Below are 17,217 nucleotides of genomic sequence, written 5' to 3' on the forward strand. Positions count from 1 at the left end.
AAACAGCAAAGAACTGCTAATCTTAGCAGTTCTAGCTTGTTCTAAAATTTAGTTATTCTCAGGATCTGTATCGTCGTTATAAGCACCTGGTGCTTGTTTCGCGTTGAACGTCCAATCCACTTTAAGCTTGTCTCCTTGGAACTGGTTTTGATCTTCGCCATTATCTACGAACTGGAACAATACGAACATTTTTTCTTTCTCCCCTGGAGGAATACCATCAGGGCGCTGAACAGTACCAACGAATTCATCAATTGCCGTTAGATCAGGTTGTTGTTCTTTAAGTTGGGCTAATGTTGTCTCAACAACAGGAACAGTTGCACTGCTCGTGTTGTACATTATTGTGATCTTAATGTGGTTTGCTAGATCATCTGTATTATCTGATTTTGCATCTTCAACCGTATATTTCGTATCCAGTAGTACTTGATAGATGTCTAGAGAACCCTTATTCTCAAACGTAAATTCACGGTACACTTCATCGCCAGGTTTAATGTTATCAATGTTAACCACAGCGTTTGGATTGATGGAAAGATCTAACGTACCTGCAGCGAAGGTGTTCTTCGTTTCAAACGTGTCACTAAAGTAAGCGAACGTTCCTCCTCCCATTAAAGATAAACCTAGTGCAGCTGTCATAACGCCTTTGCTAATTGTCTTCGTAAACCCCATTCTTCTCAACCTCCATAGATATGTAATATAAATTTATTAAACTCGTATGTATGATTTAAATACATAGAGATCTAACCTGATTTCATGCTTTTTCGACATCTAGTTTTCTAGCTGCTTTCACGATAGAAAAGACAGCTGAACTAAATAATAAGAACCCTGGAATAAATAACAAAAGTGCAGATGCTTCCTTAGATTGAGTCACATTTAATGCATATCCGGCATATGGAATCGTAAATCCTGTGTAGCTTCCAATCACATCATTTGAAGGAACTGACCACATATCAGGTCCGTCATTGTGATCCCCTTTTGTGTGATAGGAAACTTGTCCGTTTTTATTTTCAACATCAATAATTCTATGAGTAATTAGCTTATCTTCCATTTGAAAAGTGATAATGTCGCCTTTTTTAAAGGTAGTGCTATCATCTGCCTGTTTAATAGAGATGATAGATCCTGTTTGAAAGATAGGCTCCATCGATCCAGATAATACCGCTTTAATCTGATAGCCAAAAACGGAAGGTTCTGATCCTGAAATACGTGACGATAGGATGATAAAAGCAAGCAAGCAGAGCAACACAATAAAAGAGGTACTTGCTAGTTTAGTTGTGAATTTCAACAGTCTTTTCGTCATGTTTTGTTTCTCCTTCACTTTGAATAGAATGATCAGCCAATTCGTTTTGTTCTATATGATCAGTCGTGTTCTTCATCTCTGCTGATTTAACGGGGTCTTCAATCTTCTTCTCGGCATCTTCTAACTTGTTAATACGAACTTCAATAGAATGGTGTAATTGTTTAATAGATTGTAGCTTCACTGTTTCTTTTATTTTTTTGCTCAATTCGTTTGCCTCATTACACCCTTCATAGACAAATTGGTATGTCTTTGAATCCAGATTCCTTACCCGTTTCTCATAGTTCAAGAGCTCATTATGTATGTCTTCAAAGTCATGGAGAAGTGAGTGAAGTGTTAGTTCTAATCCTGTAATCTCCTCAATCGTTTGTTTCAGCTCCTGTAAACTTGCATCATCAGCGGCGTTCGGAACGGTATTGTATAGAGAGAGTATGTCCGAATAAATGATCTTTGCTTTTCCGTTAAGATCTCCCACTGTGTCTGGAAAAACAATCGCAGCTGAAAGTTCAACCGGTTTTATTTGAGCTTGGCTTGAAAAGGCTGCTTCAGTTTGACCGGTAATTTGAGCCCCACAATAAAAAGATAGAGAGCATAGCCCCAATAGAACAGTTCCTTTATGAAGCTTGCCTTTCATATCAGCCCTCCTCGTCTAGTGATTTGACCCTATTATTACAGAATGTGTTCGAGATTGTTATTGGGTTAATTATTCAAGAAATATAGACATTTTTTGTCGAATACAGTCCTCAAAAGCCATTAACCCTTGCAAAACTAAGGATAAATTAACCCAATTGACCACATTTGTAATGTTCTTAATAATTGGAATTATTCCGGAAGCACAATTTGATGAAGAGGTGAATGGGTTGAAAAAGAAAAGAAAAAAAAGATTGAACAAAAAAGTGGTAATCCCAGCAGTTCTAGCATTGTCCGTTACACTTGGAGGATTTTCATTACCTGGATCTAATGCACACGCGAATCCTACAACTGTTTTATTCCAAGCTCCTGAAGGGTTGAGTAAAGCTGAAATCGTTAAAGCGTATCTTCAATCACAGGTCGTTTCCGAGGTTGGAGCGAAATCAGCATCAATAGGAGAGCAGTTTAAGATCGTAAAAGAGGTTGCAGATAGTAGCACAAATACATACCACGTGCGTACTATTGAGCAATACAACGGGATTCCGATCTACGGCAGTGGACAAACCGTTGCGTTGGATGCAAACAACAATGTGTATGCATCGTTTGGAAAGGTGACTCAGAAACTAGGTCGATCCATCATTTCTACAGATCCGTCCATCACGAAGGAAGCTGCGGAAAGAACAGCTAAAGAGCAAGTAGTTGCTGAGATTGGAGAAGTTAAGCAGTATGACGGAGTAGAAACAGAATTAACGATCTATCCGCATGAAGGCAGAAACTACTTAACGTATTTAGTTAAAGTTTCGACTTCCGTTCCTGCACCTGGGTTTTATCATTATTTTATAGATGCAACGACGGGTGAGATCGTTGATCAGTTTAACGCGGTACATGAAGCAGATGCTCCAGCAGTAACTCCGATCACAGGAAGAGGACTAGATTTATTCGGTAAAGTTCAAAACTTTATCGCTGTAAAAGATAGTACATCCGGGAAAAGCTATCTGCATGGTGCGGCAATAGGAGGAGGAACAACGACGAATCCGAACATCGTCCCGGTTCATACGTACAAAGCGAACCGCATGGGTGAAACACCTTTCATCCTACTATCCGGACTTTTTGGGTTCTCCGGTTTTGAAGTAGAAACAGGTACGTCCTTCTTTGCGGATCCAGCAGCGGTTTCAGCTCATACGAACTCTATCAAAGTAAATACGTATTACCAAAATATTCACAAACGTAATAGTATCGATGGAAACGGAATGCCAATCATAAGCACGGTTCACATTGGATCTAAATGGAACAATGCGGCATGGAACGGAAAGCAGATGCTATATGGAGATGGTGACGGTATTCTGTTCAGTTCATTAGCAGGTGCGATGGATGTTGCAGGTCATGAGATGACACATGGTGTAATCTCGAAAACAGCAAACCTAACCTATCAAGGAGAATCAGGTGCGATTAATGAATCACTAGCTGATATCTTCGGTGCGTTGTCTGAGATGCATTCACACGGATTAACAAGTCCATCTGAATGGGAGATGGGTGAAGACATTTACACACCAAACGTACCTGGTGATGGCGGACTTCGTTCCATGAGTAATCCAAAGTCCAAGAAGCTTTCTGCAGCTTATGGATTGAAGGATAATGCATATCCTGATCACTATGAAGATCGATACTTAGGTGAGCTGGATAAGGGTGGTGTTCATATTAACAGCTCCATCAACAATAAAGCAGCTTATCTTATCTCTGAAGGAGGAGAGCACCACGGAGTTAAAGTCACGGGTATCACACGTTCGAAAACAGAGAAAATCTTTTACCGTTCTTTAACGAACTATCTTGTACCGTCATCAGGATTCAAAGAGATGCGTGCGGCAGCGATCCAATCCGCTCGAGATCTTTATCCAGACCGTAATGGAGCACCATCTGCCGAAACAAAAGCTGTAATTGCAGCATACGATGCGATTGGTGTACCGGCTCAATAAGCAGTGTGATCCACGAGAGAGTGTTCTTTCGTGGATTTTTTATGGAAAAACAATGGGCACTAAGACTTAAAAACATGACTTTAGAAGGAAAAAAACAATTTAGAAAGAAACTTTTATCATTAAACATTTGTTCATGAGGAGAGACACGTATGATCGAGGGAGAAATTATCAAATTTTATCGTAAAAGAAGAGGACTTTCTCAAGAGCAACTGGGCAAAGATATTTGTACGACAACACATGTTAGTAAAATTGAGCGGGGACAGACGAAGTACTCAACGGAGATTATTGCTTTATTCTCAAAACGGCTAGATATCGACATACAGAAGGAGATGCAGTTCTTTCAAGATATGGAGAAGAAACTCCATCAATGGCATAACTCTATTATCATGCAAAGAATGAAAGAAGTAGAGAAAACAAAAAGTGAATTAGATCAATTTCCGATTGTTCAATCCTCTAAACATGCAGCACTTTATCAGCTAGTGCTTGCTCGTTATTATCTTTTGAAAAAAGAGCCACAAAAAACAGCAGAGATTTTAAACCGAATAAAAACTGAGCACCTGACTCCTTATGAATACAACATGTATAAGCATGTAAAAGGAATCTATTATTTGCAGAAGTACAACAATTTTCATGTTGAGAATCGCAAGAAAGCGATCGAGCTCTTGAGTACGATTGATAAGATCGCCTATGGAAATGAAGAATACTGTTATCATTTAGCGATGGCTTATCAATGGGTTGAATCCAAAACGATGGCTTATATCAATGCTAAAAAAGCAGTGGACTTTTTTAAGAAAAACAACAATTTCTCAAGAGCCATCCAAGCAGAATCAGTCATGCTGCTTCAAATAGAATGTGCAACACAGCATGAATTTGAACAAAAAGTTAACCGTTACCTTCAGTTGATCCAGGATAGTGAAACGCTAAACGAAATTGGTATTATTGGAATGCTTCTGCATAATCTAGGGCTTGAATTTTTCAAGAGGAAAGATTATGAGAATGCTCACATCTATTACCAGAAAGCGTTAAAGATGGCTGATAAAAAAACAGCGATTTATTTAAACCGATTGTATAATTTTTTGGACAATAGTATCGATGGTAAACTGCAGTCTCAAAAGCAGAATTTAAAAAGCGCAGAAGAAGGATTAACAGCAGCCAAAATGTTAAAGCACCGGTTATATTTGCATTTGTTTCAACTTCACCTGTATATCTTAAAGAGCGAGATGGATGCTTATTTCAGTTACTTAGAAAATATAGCAATGCCATTTTTTCAATCTCATAATCAATTTAGCAGGATCGAAAAGTTTGGAAAGCAGCTATACCACTATTATTCGGACACGAAGCAGTACGAGAAAGCAGTTGAAATTTCCTCTTTGTTTCTAGCTAGAGATTAAATAATATCATGCAAGATAGGTTGGATAAAAAGTCCCCTGTCTTTTTTTGTTCAAAAAAGTTAGAAAATTTATATTGAAAGTTATTTTCGCGTCAGTTATAATTTCAATTAACGAAAGCGCTTTCGGTAAAGAGGAGATAACAATGGCTACAATTTATGATATTGCAAAAAAGACGGGTTTTTCAACGACTACCGTCTCAAAGGCACTCAATAACTATTCTGATGTGAGTGAAAAAACGAAGCAGAAGATTCTACAAGCAGTCGAAGAAATGGGATATCTGCCTAATGCACATGCCCAATCTCTTTCTACAAAAAAGTCTTGGACGATTGGTGTGATGTTTTCTGAATCGAATGAAGTAGGAATGAAACATCCTTTCTTTAGTGCCATAATAGAAAGTTTCAGAAAGAATGCAGAACGAGAAGGATATGATCTCATTTTCGCTTCAAGAAATCTGCGTAATAGGGATATCAGCTATTTGGAACATTTTTCTTACCGTGCCGTTGATGGCATTGTGGTAATCTGTTCTGATCCACAAGATCCGCAAGTACAAGAGATGATAAACAGCACGATTCCTATCGTTGTTATAGATATGAACAAACAGAACTGCAGTCTTGTGTTCTCGGATAATATTGAAGGTGGAAAGCTCGCAGTTAACTACTTGCATTCACTTGGTCATACAAAGATCGCTAATATCGCTGGCGATCCTTTAACGGATGCAGGTGCAGAAAGAATTAAAGGATTTAAAAAAGCGATGAATGAGTTAAACCTGCCGATTCATGATGGCTATCTTATCAATGGTGGATTGTTCTCAATCGGTGAAGGCAAAGCGGCCATGGAAAAATTGTTGATGCTTGATGATGTACCTACAGCGGTATTTGTTGCAGGAGATCATATGGCTATCGGTGCAATTGAGGCCATAAAAGAGAAGGGTTTAAGCGTACCCGAAGATATTTCAATCATCGGTTATGATGATATTGAAATGGCGGCATACATTACACCGAAGTTAACGACGATTAAGCAAGATACGGATATGATTGGATACCAAGCAGCAAAGTTATTGATGAAACAGATTATTCAAAAGAAAAAACTGATCACATCGAAGCGCATACCAGTTGAATTAATCATTCGTGAATCATGCGCACAAAAAAAATAAAAATTTTTTTTAGTATAATTCGAAAGCGGTTTCGAATATTTATTTTGAAACAAAACGAAACCGCTTTCGCTCTATAAATTTTAAAGAAGGAAGGGGTTTATACATGAAAAGGAAGTTAAGTATCTTTTTGGTATCTATTCTGTTGGTGGGATTATTTGCAGGTTGTTCAAGCGATTCGAAAACATCTGGTAATGGCAAGAAAGATGTTGATTTAAGAATCTGGTCGTTTACAGATGAATTGAAGAAACCGATCAAAACATTCGAGGAAAAGAATGGCGTAAAAGTGGAGTTAACGATTGTTCCGATCGCTGACTACCCGACAAAGTTAAAGCCTGTACTTGAGAGTGGTGTTGGAGCTCCTGACGTTTTCACGGGTGAGATCGCATTCTTAAAACAATGGGTAGATGCAGGTTATTGGGAGAACTTATCTGAAAAGCCTTATAACGCAGATAAGCTTTCTGATAAGTATGTACCTTACGTATTTGACCTTGGTAAAGATAAAAATGGCGATGTACGCGCTCTTTCTTGGCAAACGACGCCTGGAGGCATCTATTATAAGCGAAGCATTGCAAAAGAAGTATTAGGAACGGACGATCCAACTCAAGTTGGTGAAATGATGAGCTCGATGGATAAGGTGTTTGAAGTAGCAGATAAGATGAAAGAAAAAGGCTATAGCATGTTCCCAGATGAAGGAGCGATCCGCTGGTTCACACAAGGTGACAATCCACAGCCTTGGGTAAACGATAAGAATGAGCTTCAGCTTACGGATGAAAAAATGGAGTACATGGATTACTCGAAAAAGCTTCGTGATAATCAATACACAGCTCTAGCACCTGAATGGTCACCATCTTGGTTCGAAGGCATGGATAAGCCGATCAAGGTAAAAGAAGGCGGCAAGGAAAAAGAAACACAAGTGTTTTCATATGTTCTTCCTACATGGGGGTTACATAGCGTCCTAAAAACCAATGTTAAGGAATCTGTTGGTGACTGGGCGGTAACGAGTGGTCCGAGTCCTTATTTCTGGGGTGGAACATGGCTTGGTGTATACAACAAATCGGATAATAAAGAACTTGCTTATAAATTTGTGAAAATGATGACACAAGACGATGAGTTCTTAACATCTTGGAGTAAAGAAACAGGAGATGTCCTTTCTTATCTACCTGTAACAGAAACGATTAAAGACGACTTTAGCGACAAGTTTTTGGGTGGACAGAACAACTATCAATTCTTCCTAGATCAATCTACTAAGATCACACCTGGAATCGTAACGAAGTACGATCAGCAGCTAGATACGCTCTACGGAAATGCCGTGCAGCAATATGTAACAGGTAAGAAATCTAAAAAAGAAGCGATTAAAGAATTCTATCAAAAAGCACAAAATGCTTATCCAGACATAAAAGTACCGAAAAAATAAGTTTTAAGGACGGTGGCGGGAAACATTTCCTCGCCACTGGCCTATCTATTGAAAGGGGGAGGAGAGATGAAAAATTTAAACCGTTATGGCTATTTTTTTATTGCTCCGTTTTGGCTCGTCTTCTTAGTGTTCAGTATATATCCCGTCGCCCTAACCTTTTATTATAGCTTTACAAATTACACAGGCAGTGGTGAAGCACAGTTAGTAGGTCTGGCAAACTATAAACGACTCCTTACAGACACGTATTTTGTTGAAGCTTTTTTTAACACATGGAAAATATGGGGTGTGAACTTTGTTCTTCAAATGGGACTTGCTCTTATTCTGGCTATGATTTTTTCAGATATGAGAGTCAAGTTAAAAGGAATCGCATTTTTTCGAGCAATCTTTTATCTTCCGAATTTAATTACGATCAGTTCAGTTGCTCTATTATTCGGGATTTTACTAGATTGGCAGCACGGATCATTAAACATGATGTTAATGAAGCTAGGACTCATTTCAGATCCGATCAACTGGCTGAACGAACCAACGAGTGCACAGTTATCGATCTCATTGATCTTAACGTGGATGTGGTTTGGTCACTCCTTTATCGTTGTAATGGCAGGTGTATCAGGTATATCGAAAGACTACTACGAAGCAGCATTGATCGATGGTGCAAATCGCTGGCAGACGTTTTCTAAGATAACGATTCCGCTCTTAAAGCCTATCCTGCTTTATATCATGATTACCTCGCTCATTGGAGGTCTTCAATTGTTTGATCTACCGATGCTTTTAACAGATGGAATAGGATCACCAGATGGCTCATTGAATACGATGGTGCTCTATTTATACAATCAAGCCTTCAAGTATAACAATTACGGGTACGCTGCTGCAGTAGCATACGGGCTATTTGTTATAACGCTCATCTTCTCTGCTTTTATTTTCAAGGGGATGTATGGGAAAGAACGTAAACAACCAAGGCAGGTGTAAAGCATGATAGGAAAAACAGCCGTAGATAATAGCCTTTCAAATTCTGTTCAAAAGAAAAGTGTTATAGAAACAAAACCGAAGCGGAAAATCAGTATACCAAAACTTCTGATCTATACCGTATTGATCGTTATGGCAATCGTGTGTTTCATTCCGTTCTTAATGATGCTTGTTAACGCTACACGCTCAAATGAAGCAATCCTTTCAGGCTTCACCCTGCTTCCCGGTAGTGCAATCGTTGAAAACTATCAAACGATGATGAGCTATATCAATATTTGGGCTGGTTTTAAGAACAGCTTAATCATTTCCGTTCTTGTGACGTTATTGTCGGGTTACTTTTCAGCATTAACGGCTTATGGTTTTGCGTTCTACGTGTTTAAGGGCAAGAATGCGATGTTCGTTTTCATGTTAGTGATGATGATGGTTCCTGGCCAGTTAGGGTTAATTGGATTTTATGAGCTATGTAAGAACTTAGGGATATTGGATACGTATATTCCGTTAATCATTCCGGCAGCAGCGAGTCCTTTCGTGGTGTTCTTCTTGCGCCAATACATTTTAACAACGCTGCATCCAAGTTTGATTGAGGCGGCAAGGATCGATGGCGCAAGTGAATTTAAAATCTTTCATACGATCGCGATTCCAATCATGATGCCAGCAATCGCGACCATGTCTATCTTTACTTTTATCGGGTCATGGAACAACTACATTATGCCATTAGTTGTATTATTCTCACCTGAAAAGTTCACGCTTCCTGTGTTGATGGGCTTCTTAAAAGGTTCACAAGTAGCTCAAAACTTAGGTTCCATGTACTTAGGGATCGCGATCTCTGTGGTACCGATCATGGTAGCTTTCCTATTTTTATCAAAGTATATCGTCAACAGCATTTCAGCAGGTTCTATCAAAGAATAGAGGAGAGAAACAGTTATGCATTTTAATAAGTCATTCGTGTTTGGTACGGCAACATCTTCTTATCAAATTGAGGGAGCTCGTCTTGAAGGCGGAAGAACACTTTCAATCTGGGATACGTTCTGTGATACGCCAGGAAAAGTATATCAACAGCATAATGGAAGCGTAGCGTGTGATCATTATTACCGTTTTGAAGAAGATATTCAGCAGATTAAGAAGCTTGGCGTAGAAACGTATCGCTTCTCAGTTTCCTGGCCACGTATTTTTCCTGAAAAAGGCGTGTTGAATGCAGAGGGAATGGACTTCTACAAAAAATTGACGCAGCGTTTACGTGAGGAAGGAATCAAACCTGCGATCACGCTTTATCACTGGGATCTTCCACTATGGGCGCATGAGGAAGGCGGATGGGTGAACCGTGAATCAGTAGATTGGTTTATGGATTTAGCGAAAGTTTGCTTTCAAGAGCTTGATGCAGAGGTGGATTCTTGGATTACACATAACGAGCCATGGTGTGCCGGTTTCTTAGGCTACCATCAAGGCTTTCATGCGCCAGGACATACGAACATGGACGAAGCCGTTAAAGCCGTACACCACATGCTTCTTTCTCACGGAAAAGCTGTACAATATTTAAAGAACGAGCTTCAATCAAAAACGCCGATCGGTATTACGTTAAACTTATCACCGATCTATGCAAAAACAGATTCTGCGAACGATCAGCTCGCAGCGAATAATGCTGACGGTTATTCCAATCGCTGGTTCTTAGATCCTGTCTTTAAAGGACAGTACCCTGTTGATATGATGAACCTGTTCTCAAAATATGTTCATTCATATGATTTTATTGAAGCAGGAGATATGGAGATCATCTCAACTCCTTGTGATTTCTTTGGCATCAATTATTATAGCCGAGGGATTGTTGAGTTCTCTGCAGCAAATGACTTCTTACATAGAGGGGCTCATTCTGATTATGAGAAAACTGGCATGGGATGGGATATTGCGCCAGAAGAGTTTAAAGATCTGATCAGAAGGTTGAGACAAGAGTATACGGATCTTCCTATCTATATTACAGAGAATGGTGCAGCGTTTGATGATGTGCTAGAGAACGGTCGCGTTCACGATCATGGCCGTGTTGATTATATCGAAAAGCATCTTCAAGCGGTTTCTGATCTGAATGATGAAGGTATGAATATTGAAGGCTACTACCTATGGTCTCTGATGGATAACTTTGAGTGGAGCTTCGGCTATGACAAACGATTTGGAATCATCTATGTGGACTTTGATTCGCAAGAGCGAATCTGGAAAGATAGCGCCTACCGTTATGCAGAAATCGTGAAGAACAGAGGAACCAATAACAGCAACAAAGAAACAGATGCTATTTCCGTAAGCTAATTTATTTTTAAGATAATAATAACCATTGAAGTCCTGACCTATGTTCGGGGCTTTTTTGTTTTGTGTAAAATTTTCTTGAGTGGGGAAGCTAAATACGTATAGGAGGGATAGACATGAAGGATAAGAATGAGGAACGAATAGACGAAGAAACAACGGATGGAATGAACGAGCTCGTTGAGATCATTAATGCAAAAGGTGATACGGGTGAACTAAAGAAAATCGTTGAGAGCTATGATAACAAAAAGGAACACTCTCCTTTATGCAATGATGATTTTTTCTATGCGGACCTTCGAGCGATGGCGGAAGATGGTGCTAAGGAAGATTGAAGTTTTATAGAACGGGCAGAATCGCTGATGATAGCGAATCTGCCCGTTTATTTGTTTGGATTCATGGGTGCGTGAATGATTAAACTTTGCTTTGCGATGTTGAGGTAGGGGTATAGGGCTAGTGTATACTTGTCGAGGTATGTCGACTCGCCGATTTATGGGTGAAACTCGCCGGAATATCACAAAAACTCGCCGGAATAAATCGGAAATTTCTAGGATTATTCCAAAAAGTTCTCGGAAAAATAGTCGTGATACCCCGCCCAGTATATATGAAATTCAGAGTTGAGTGATATCCATCAATAACCATCTATCGTGTAACTTGAGACAGCTCTTGTACATCTTCAATAGCATAATCAGCAATTAATGTAGAAGAGTGAGCCTTGTGAATGAATTGTAAACTTCTCTGCATACCACTCAACAAAGCTTTGTTATCAAATAACCTCTGTACGTTTTCCGCGATTTCATCTGCAGAGCGAGCAATTAATGCCCCGCCTTTTTCTTCAAAATACTTAGCATTTTCTCCTTCTTGGCCAGGAACAGGCTTATATAGAATAAGTGGGACGTTTACAGCAGCAGCTTCAGTAATAGAGATGCCGCCTGGCTTGGTTACTACGCAATGTGAAATCTTTAAGACTTCATGAAGTTCGTCTACGTAACCGAATAATCGGAATGAACCTGGATGTTGTTCGGCTAGTGGTGTTAACTTCTCATACAACGTTTTATTCTTTCCACATACTACAATCACCCGTAGAGAAGGATCCTTTAAAAGACGCTGTGCGAGAACCTTAACATTTTTCAGTACACCTTGAGCACCTGCTAAAATTGTCACAACGCGATTACTTGGGGTAATACCATATTTAGCGAACACGTCTATTTTATCAACGGAATGATAAAATTCTGTACGGATCGGAATACCGCTAACTGTGATTCTATTTTCAGCCACACCATGTTTGATCAGTCCGTTTTTGACTGAAGGCGATGCAACAAAATAATGATCAATCGATGGATTGATCCAAAAAGGATGAGCAAAATAATCAGTGATCACGGTATAGATGGGGATGTTAAACCGTGATTTTTTAATAAGAAATGGAGCAGCGTGAAGGGGAAAGGTTGTTATTACAAAACGGGGTTGGTGTTCTTTGATCAATTCTAAGAATCTTTTTCTTCCTAAATACCGAGAAAATTGTGTAATCGTGTTAGCATTCAATTTGTTAGTTCCATAATAGAACCATTTATAAAAAGAAGAGCCGTGTGAAAAGCTTTTCATAAATATTGATTGCGTAACTTGGGACATGATGGGGTGAGCTTCACCAAATAAATCAGATATGACAGGCTGAAATCCCTTACTCTTCAGTTCTTCAGCGAGGACATTAGCGACTTGAACGTGACCGCTGCCATAGTTAGCTGTAAGGATTAATGCTGTTGGACGTATCATTAGAAAACCTCCCCAGTCTTTTGAAATAAGCATAGCAGGAGATTTTAAACGTGATATGAAGAAGATTAAAAGGTTTTGTAAAAGTGAAAAATAAATTTCTTGTAATATGGTTGACCCCGTCTCAGATAGGTAATACATACAAATAGAATGAAAAACTAGGAGGGGTGTAATGGAAACCAATATTACAAAACGTTCAGTCACCTCTGAAACTCGATATCACTTTAAAATGAGAAATACAATTTCAGGTTATTTGTTTGGTCTTGGTTTTGTTGCTTTTTTTGATGAGGTTGTATTTCATCAGTTGCTGCACTGGCATCATTTTTATGACAAGTCTACAACAAGTATAGGATTAGTCTCAGATGGGCTTTTTCATGCTTTTAGCTGGTTTGCGACAATAGGTGGTCTTTTCCTTTTTGCAGATCTTCGTAGAAGAAGTGCGCTGTGGCTTACGAGATGGTGGGGAGGCGTATTGCTGGGAGCCGGTATTTTTCAATTCTTCGATGGCACGATTCAGCACAAGGTTTGGCGTATTCACCAGATTCGCTATGTGGACAATGTTTATATATATGATTGGATCTGGAATATAACTGCTGTCATCATGATTATAGCAGGTCTCATGATTACACTTCGCACGAATCGAAGAACTAAGGATGCGAAACATGCATGATCACCATCTTGTAACCGATGTGATGAATTCTGAATCTGTAAGAGCTGGGCTGATCTTATTCCCAATTATAATCTTTATGCTTTATGTTGGTGCGGTTATGAGAAGCAATATTCATAGAAAAAAATGGCCAATGTATCGAACATTATGTATGGCTTTAGGTATGATTTGCATAGCTGTTTCTGTGGTAGGGCCTTTAGCAGAAGAGGCACATGTTAGTTTCATAGCTCATATGCTCAGTCATTTGTTACTTGGTATGATTGCACCTTTATTAATAGTAATGGCTCATCCTCTTACTCTACTTTTGCGTACTTTATCAGTTTCAAAAGCTAGAATGCTTACTTCTTTATTGAAAATGAAATTTATACATGTTCTTATGAATCCTTTCATAGCGGCCACCTTGAATATAGGAGGGTTATGGCTTCTATATACGACTGACCTTTATATGCTTATGCACCAATATCTTTGGGTGTTCGTCTTTATTCACCTTCATCTATTTATAGCGGGCTATCTTTTTACAGCTTCTATTCTATCTATTGACCCGACTGCTCCTAAACATTCTTATGGGTATCGTTCTTTCATACTCGTAATTGCCTTAGCAGGTCATGGGATGTTATCAAAATTTATATATGTTAATCCTCCTGCAGGGGTGCCACTTAAACAAGCTGAAGATGGAAGTATGCTCATGTATTATGGAGGAGATCTTGTAGATCTTGTTCTAATATTTATACTATGTTTGCAATGGTATAAGGCAGCACGACCGCGTCCGTTACCTGTACCTCATAAAATGAATCTGTGAACAGATCCGTTGAATGGTACAATAAGATAGATTCAAAATTTCATAAGATCCGATAATTATGGTGTCTGTTACAGACTTAATAGGGAATCTGGTGTGAGGCCAGAACTGTACCCGCAACTGTAAGTGCTGACGAAATAAGCAAAACCACTGTCTATCTGACGGGAAGGGCTTAAAGTAGGCTGATGCACGAGTCAGGAGACCTGCCATCTTTATAGCGTTGATCTTCTTCGGGAGTTGGGAAGATAGGACGAGGGATATTTAATAGATCATTCCTTCTGTTATGTATTCTTACGTACCCGTCTTTAGTGATGGGTATTTTTCTTTGTTCACTAACTCCCTCAAAAAAGAGGAGCTTTCGAGCTTCAGAAAAGAGGGTATGGTATGGAACAGCAGTTATCAGCAAACATCTCAAGGACGATTCAAACAAAGTTGGTATTGCCCCCTGATACGAATCACATGGGAACGATATTCGGTGGTACGGTTTTATCGTACATTGATGAGATCGCAGCGATTGCCGCCATGAAGCACAGTAAGAAAGTGGTTGTCACCGCATCCATTGATAATGTAAACTTCTTATCGTCAGCTAAAGTGGGAGACATCCTCATATTAGAAGGTGTAGTGACCTCAACGGGAAGAACGTCGATGGAAGTATACGTAAAAGTAGAGTGTCAAAATTTAGAGACGGGGAACAGGACGCTGAACACTACGTCAATCTTAACGATGGTCGCCATCGATCAAGACGGAAAGCCATTTCCTGTACCAAGTGTCATTCCTGAGACAGAAGAGGAGGAAGCCCTTTTTAAAGGTGCTCCACTAAGGAAAGAACGACGTATGCTATATAAAAATGTGAACGGAACAATTTAAGTTTGAAGAATAAAGGAAGTGAGAAACCCAATGAAAATTAAAAATATCATATTTGTAGTATTGGGGTTCTTTTTCCTTGGTTTAGGCGTGATCGGAATTGTGTTGCCGTTGCTTCCTACCACACCTCTCTTATTACTGGCATCTTATTTTTTCGTAAAAGGGTCCAAAAAGTTTGAAGTGTGGTTTAAAGGAACCGACATTTATAAAAAGCATCTAGATGATTTTGTTAGGAATCGTTCGCTGACAAAAAAGAAAAAGATCATGATCAGCCTGTTTTCAGACTCGATGATCTTGATTACTTTTATCCTTACTGACAGTATGATTGCAAGAGTGATCTTAATTCTTGTTGTGATGTATAAGTATTATTATTTTATCGTTAAAATTAAAACCGCATAGTGAATGTGCAGCAAAAAAAGAGCAGCCTTACACAAGGCTGCTCTTTATCTATCATGAAGAGGCTTTGTACATAACCACCAATCGTAGCATTCAATCTCTCCTGCTTGTGCCTGTTCTGCCCGTTTTTTCGCTTCTTGTACTGTGGCAGCGGGAGGAACGATCAGACGGTCTCCAACTAGCTCGTTTTCAGGCCAGTTTGCAGGTGTTGCTGCTTTATTTCTATCTGCTGTTTGCAACGCCTTAACCGCTCTTAGAATTTCGTTAATATTCCGACCAACATTTTCAGGATACGTAAGGATAAGACGAATCTTGCCTGTCGGATCTACGATATAAACACTTCGCACCGTTCTTGTTCCCATCGTAGGATGGATCATTCCGAGTCTAGTAGCTATCCGGCCTAAACTATCCGCAATGATCGGAAAAGTAATCTCTACTTTTAAATTCTGTTGTATCCATTCGATCCACTTTAAGTGTGAGTATACTTGTTCTACAGATAATCCGATTAAGTAAGTGTTGAGCTTTGTGAACTCAGGCATGAGCTTCTGAAAAGCGACAAATTCTGTTGTGCATACGGGTGTAAAGTCACCTGGATGGCTAAAGAGGACAAACCAATGTCCTTGATAGCTTGTTGGGAGGACAAGTTCCCCAAGGGTTGTATGAACAGTCATCTCGGGAAATTGATCGCCAATAAAAGGCTTTGAATATATTTGTGTAGAATCCATCCCTCTCTTCTCCTATCTTTGTTGGTTTCCCATCATCTTGCTCTTTTTTAACAGTTGGGATTCTCCTGTTTTTTCCCACTCTTCTACTTGTTCAATGGCTTGTTCAGGTGTGAATCCTTGACCAACAAGAACACCAGATAAAATAAATTCCTGATAAAGATGTGTAAGGTTAATGCCTTCTTCAGTTTCTTTTAATGCTCTTTTCACCAAGGGGTCAATGTACGAAACCCATTGATCAGCTAAGCTCTCTCTTTGAGGCATTCTATGTTCTTGCTGAAAAGAACGTGGGGAACTAGGCTGACTGTTTAAAGTGTACAAATAGTTGTACTTTGCGCTGTGCTTGATCTCATCTGTAATAATGTTGAACAGAATGTCTCGATAATACGTATTAGGAAGTCCTTGGCGAATAACACGATATTTTTCTACAGCAGCAAGTTCCCCAAACAGCGCTTTTACAAGGCCGTCTTTATAGGATTTTGGTTTTTGAAACTCTTCCCCGTTCATTGGTGGAACTTCTTGGCCTGTAAGATCTCTGTATATCATTCTGAAAAGCTTGTTGTGTCTTTTCTCATCATCTCGAATAGATGCGATAATTAACTTTTGCTCGTTCGTTGGTGCTTCAGAAATTAAGTAATCGTAAAATAATTCATCTTCTCTTTCGCCAGCAACAGCTTCCCTGATGAGTTGCAGAGACAGTTGAAGTGCTTGCTGCTGCCCATCACTCTGTTGCTGTCCGCTGTCTTGTTGCTGCTGTTGTGGATTCATATAGCTCATAAGATAACCTCCAAAAATTGATTGTCGCATTATTCTATGCAGACGCCTAAATTTTGCTTATGTACAAGTTTTTCAACACCACATGTTCTATGAATGAATAGAAATGTGAATATAACTTGTTCAAAATAAGGAG

General features: G+C 39.3%; 18 protein-coding genes and 1 riboswitch. Of the genes, 12 read left to right on the plus strand and 6 right to left on the minus strand.

Annotated features, from left to right (window positions below):
* Window positions 1-48: 48 nt before the first annotated feature.
* The 3 genes from H9648_RS14065 to H9648_RS14075 form a co-directional block, all read right to left on the minus strand.
* On the minus strand, window positions 49-663 hold the full coding sequence (locus H9648_RS14065; protein ID WP_191754436.1) for a TasA family protein: 615 nt from the start codon (window positions 661-663) through the stop codon (window positions 49-51).
* A gap of 82 nt (window positions 664-745) precedes the next feature.
* The gene (sipW, locus tag H9648_RS14070; protein WP_191754437.1) at window positions 746-1,291 is read right to left on the minus strand and encodes a signal peptidase I SipW; all 546 of its coding nucleotides are present in this window, start codon (window positions 1,289-1,291) and stop codon (window positions 746-748) included.
* Window positions 1,260-1,922, minus strand: coding sequence for a DUF4047 domain-containing protein (locus tag H9648_RS14075; protein WP_191754438.1), 663 nt, complete (start codon window positions 1,920-1,922; stop codon window positions 1,260-1,262). The genes sipW and H9648_RS14075 overlap by 32 nt, the downstream gene beginning before the upstream one ends.
* A gap of 154 nt (window positions 1,923-2,076) precedes the next feature.
* On the opposite strand from H9648_RS14075, the gene H9648_RS14080 reads away from it, so the two are divergent.
* From H9648_RS14080 to H9648_RS14115, 8 genes are all read left to right on the plus strand, one after another.
* Entirely contained in the window at window positions 2,077-3,891 is a 1,815-nt protein-coding gene (locus tag H9648_RS14080; protein ID WP_318243536.1) for a M4 family metallopeptidase, read from the plus strand.
* A 149-nt stretch (window positions 3,892-4,040) separates the two neighbouring features.
* Complete coding sequence (locus H9648_RS14085) at window positions 4,041-5,282, plus strand: helix-turn-helix domain-containing protein (protein WP_191754439.1); 1,242 nt, start codon at window positions 4,041-4,043, stop codon at window positions 5,280-5,282.
* 142 nt (window positions 5,283-5,424) lie between these two features.
* Complete coding sequence (locus tag H9648_RS14090; RefSeq protein ID WP_191754440.1) at window positions 5,425-6,435, plus strand: LacI family DNA-binding transcriptional regulator; 1,011 nt, start codon at window positions 5,425-5,427, stop codon at window positions 6,433-6,435.
* A 103-nt stretch (window positions 6,436-6,538) separates the two neighbouring features.
* Entirely contained in the window at window positions 6,539-7,849 is a 1,311-nt protein-coding gene (locus tag H9648_RS14095; RefSeq protein WP_191754441.1) for an ABC transporter substrate-binding protein, read from the plus strand.
* 66 nt (window positions 7,850-7,915) lie between these two features.
* A complete protein-coding gene (locus H9648_RS14100) occupies window positions 7,916-8,815 on the plus strand; it encodes a carbohydrate ABC transporter permease (RefSeq protein WP_191754442.1) in 900 nt (299 codons plus the stop codon).
* Between the two features lie 129 nt (window positions 8,816-8,944).
* Window positions 8,945-9,721 carry a carbohydrate ABC transporter permease gene (locus H9648_RS14105; RefSeq protein ID WP_225218915.1) on the plus strand — a complete coding sequence of 259 codons (777 nt, stop codon included), beginning with the start codon at window positions 8,945-8,947 and terminating at the stop codon, window positions 9,719-9,721.
* 15 nt (window positions 9,722-9,736) lie between these two features.
* Window positions 9,737-11,104 (plus strand): GH1 family beta-glucosidase, encoded by a 1,368-nt coding sequence (locus H9648_RS14110; protein ID WP_191754444.1) that lies wholly within the window; start codon window positions 9,737-9,739, stop codon window positions 11,102-11,104.
* A 113-nt stretch (window positions 11,105-11,217) separates the two neighbouring features.
* Complete coding sequence (locus H9648_RS14115) at window positions 11,218-11,430, plus strand: hypothetical protein (protein ID WP_191754445.1); 213 nt, start codon at window positions 11,218-11,220, stop codon at window positions 11,428-11,430.
* A gap of 307 nt (window positions 11,431-11,737) precedes the next feature.
* Here H9648_RS14115 and H9648_RS14120 read toward each other — a convergent pair whose 3' ends face one another.
* Entirely contained in the window at window positions 11,738-12,865 is a 1,128-nt protein-coding gene (locus tag H9648_RS14120) for an MGDG synthase family glycosyltransferase (protein ID WP_191754446.1), read from the minus strand.
* A gap of 169 nt (window positions 12,866-13,034) precedes the next feature.
* Between H9648_RS14120 and H9648_RS14125 the strand changes: the two genes are divergently transcribed.
* From H9648_RS14125 to H9648_RS14140, 4 genes are all read left to right on the plus strand, one after another.
* The gene (locus H9648_RS14125; RefSeq protein WP_191754447.1) at window positions 13,035-13,532 is read left to right on the plus strand and encodes a DUF2243 domain-containing protein; all 498 of its coding nucleotides are present in this window, start codon (window positions 13,035-13,037) and stop codon (window positions 13,530-13,532) included.
* The gene (locus tag H9648_RS14130; protein WP_318243537.1) at window positions 13,525-14,328 is read left to right on the plus strand and encodes a cytochrome c oxidase assembly protein; all 804 of its coding nucleotides are present in this window, start codon (window positions 13,525-13,527) and stop codon (window positions 14,326-14,328) included. Before H9648_RS14125 ends, H9648_RS14130 begins: the two co-directional genes overlap by 8 nt.
* 42 nt (window positions 14,329-14,370) lie before the next feature.
* Window positions 14,371-14,550: riboswitch (cobalamin riboswitch) on the plus strand.
* 159 nt (window positions 14,551-14,709) lie between these two features.
* Window positions 14,710-15,192 carry an acyl-CoA thioesterase gene (locus H9648_RS14135; RefSeq protein ID WP_191754449.1) on the plus strand — a complete coding sequence of 161 codons (483 nt, stop codon included), beginning with the start codon at window positions 14,710-14,712 and terminating at the stop codon, window positions 15,190-15,192.
* A 30-nt stretch (window positions 15,193-15,222) separates the two neighbouring features.
* Entirely contained in the window at window positions 15,223-15,588 is a 366-nt protein-coding gene (locus tag H9648_RS14140; RefSeq protein ID WP_191754450.1) for a YbaN family protein, read from the plus strand.
* Between the two features lie 44 nt (window positions 15,589-15,632).
* Here H9648_RS14140 and H9648_RS14145 read toward each other — a convergent pair whose 3' ends face one another.
* Window positions 15,633-16,310 (minus strand): peroxiredoxin, encoded by a 678-nt coding sequence (locus H9648_RS14145; RefSeq protein WP_191754451.1) that lies wholly within the window; start codon window positions 16,308-16,310, stop codon window positions 15,633-15,635.
* 12 nt (window positions 16,311-16,322) lie between these two features.
* Window positions 16,323-17,084: a ferritin-like domain-containing protein gene (locus H9648_RS14150; protein WP_225218907.1), complete on the minus strand. Its 762-nt coding sequence runs from the start codon at window positions 17,082-17,084 to the stop codon at window positions 16,323-16,325.
* Window positions 17,085-17,217: the final 133 nt, after the last annotated feature.

The sequence above is a fragment of the Fictibacillus norfolkensis genome (genome assembly GCF_014836645.1).
Taxonomy (GTDB): Bacteria; Bacillota; Bacilli; order Bacillales; family Fictibacillaceae; genus Fictibacillus; species Fictibacillus norfolkensis.

What these genes read in the sequence shown, in the direction of transcription:
- sipW (WP_191754437.1), bottom strand. Translation starts at nt 1,291, where the DNA reads ATGACGAAAAGACTGTTGAAATTCACAACTAAACTAGCAAGTACCTCT.
- H9648_RS14065 (WP_191754436.1), bottom strand. Translation starts at nt 663, where the DNA reads ATGGGGTTTACGAAGACAATTAGCAAAGGCGTTATGACAGCTGCACTA.
- H9648_RS14100 (WP_191754442.1), top strand. Translation starts at nt 7,916, where the DNA reads ATGAAAAATTTAAACCGTTATGGCTATTTTTTTATTGCTCCGTTTTGG.
- H9648_RS14140 (WP_191754450.1), top strand. Translation starts at nt 15,223, where the DNA reads ATGAAAATTAAAAATATCATATTTGTAGTATTGGGGTTCTTTTTCCTT.
- H9648_RS14120 (WP_191754446.1), bottom strand. Translation starts at nt 12,865, where the DNA reads ATGATACGTCCAACAGCATTAATCCTTACAGCTAACTATGGCAGCGGT.
- H9648_RS14075 (WP_191754438.1), bottom strand. Translation starts at nt 1,922, where the DNA reads ATGAAAGGCAAGCTTCATAAAGGAACTGTTCTATTGGGGCTATGCTCT.
- H9648_RS14085 (WP_191754439.1), top strand. Translation starts at nt 4,041, where the DNA reads ATGATCGAGGGAGAAATTATCAAATTTTATCGTAAAAGAAGAGGACTT.
- H9648_RS14125 (WP_191754447.1), top strand. Translation starts at nt 13,035, where the DNA reads ATGGAAACCAATATTACAAAACGTTCAGTCACCTCTGAAACTCGATAT.
- H9648_RS14110 (WP_191754444.1), top strand. Translation starts at nt 9,737, where the DNA reads ATGCATTTTAATAAGTCATTCGTGTTTGGTACGGCAACATCTTCTTAT.
- H9648_RS14130 (WP_318243537.1), top strand. Translation starts at nt 13,525, where the DNA reads ATGCATGATCACCATCTTGTAACCGATGTGATGAATTCTGAATCTGTA.
- H9648_RS14115 (WP_191754445.1), top strand. Translation starts at nt 11,218, where the DNA reads ATGAAGGATAAGAATGAGGAACGAATAGACGAAGAAACAACGGATGGA.
- H9648_RS14135 (WP_191754449.1), top strand. Translation starts at nt 14,710, where the DNA reads ATGGAACAGCAGTTATCAGCAAACATCTCAAGGACGATTCAAACAAAG.
- H9648_RS14150 (WP_225218907.1), bottom strand. Translation starts at nt 17,084, where the DNA reads ATGAGCTATATGAATCCACAACAGCAGCAACAAGACAGCGGACAGCAA.
- H9648_RS14145 (WP_191754451.1), bottom strand. Translation starts at nt 16,310, where the DNA reads ATGGATTCTACACAAATATATTCAAAGCCTTTTATTGGCGATCAATTT.
- H9648_RS14090 (WP_191754440.1), top strand. Translation starts at nt 5,425, where the DNA reads ATGGCTACAATTTATGATATTGCAAAAAAGACGGGTTTTTCAACGACT.
- H9648_RS14105 (WP_225218915.1), top strand. Translation starts at nt 8,945, where the DNA reads ATGGCAATCGTGTGTTTCATTCCGTTCTTAATGATGCTTGTTAACGCT.
- H9648_RS14095 (WP_191754441.1), top strand. Translation starts at nt 6,539, where the DNA reads ATGAAAAGGAAGTTAAGTATCTTTTTGGTATCTATTCTGTTGGTGGGA.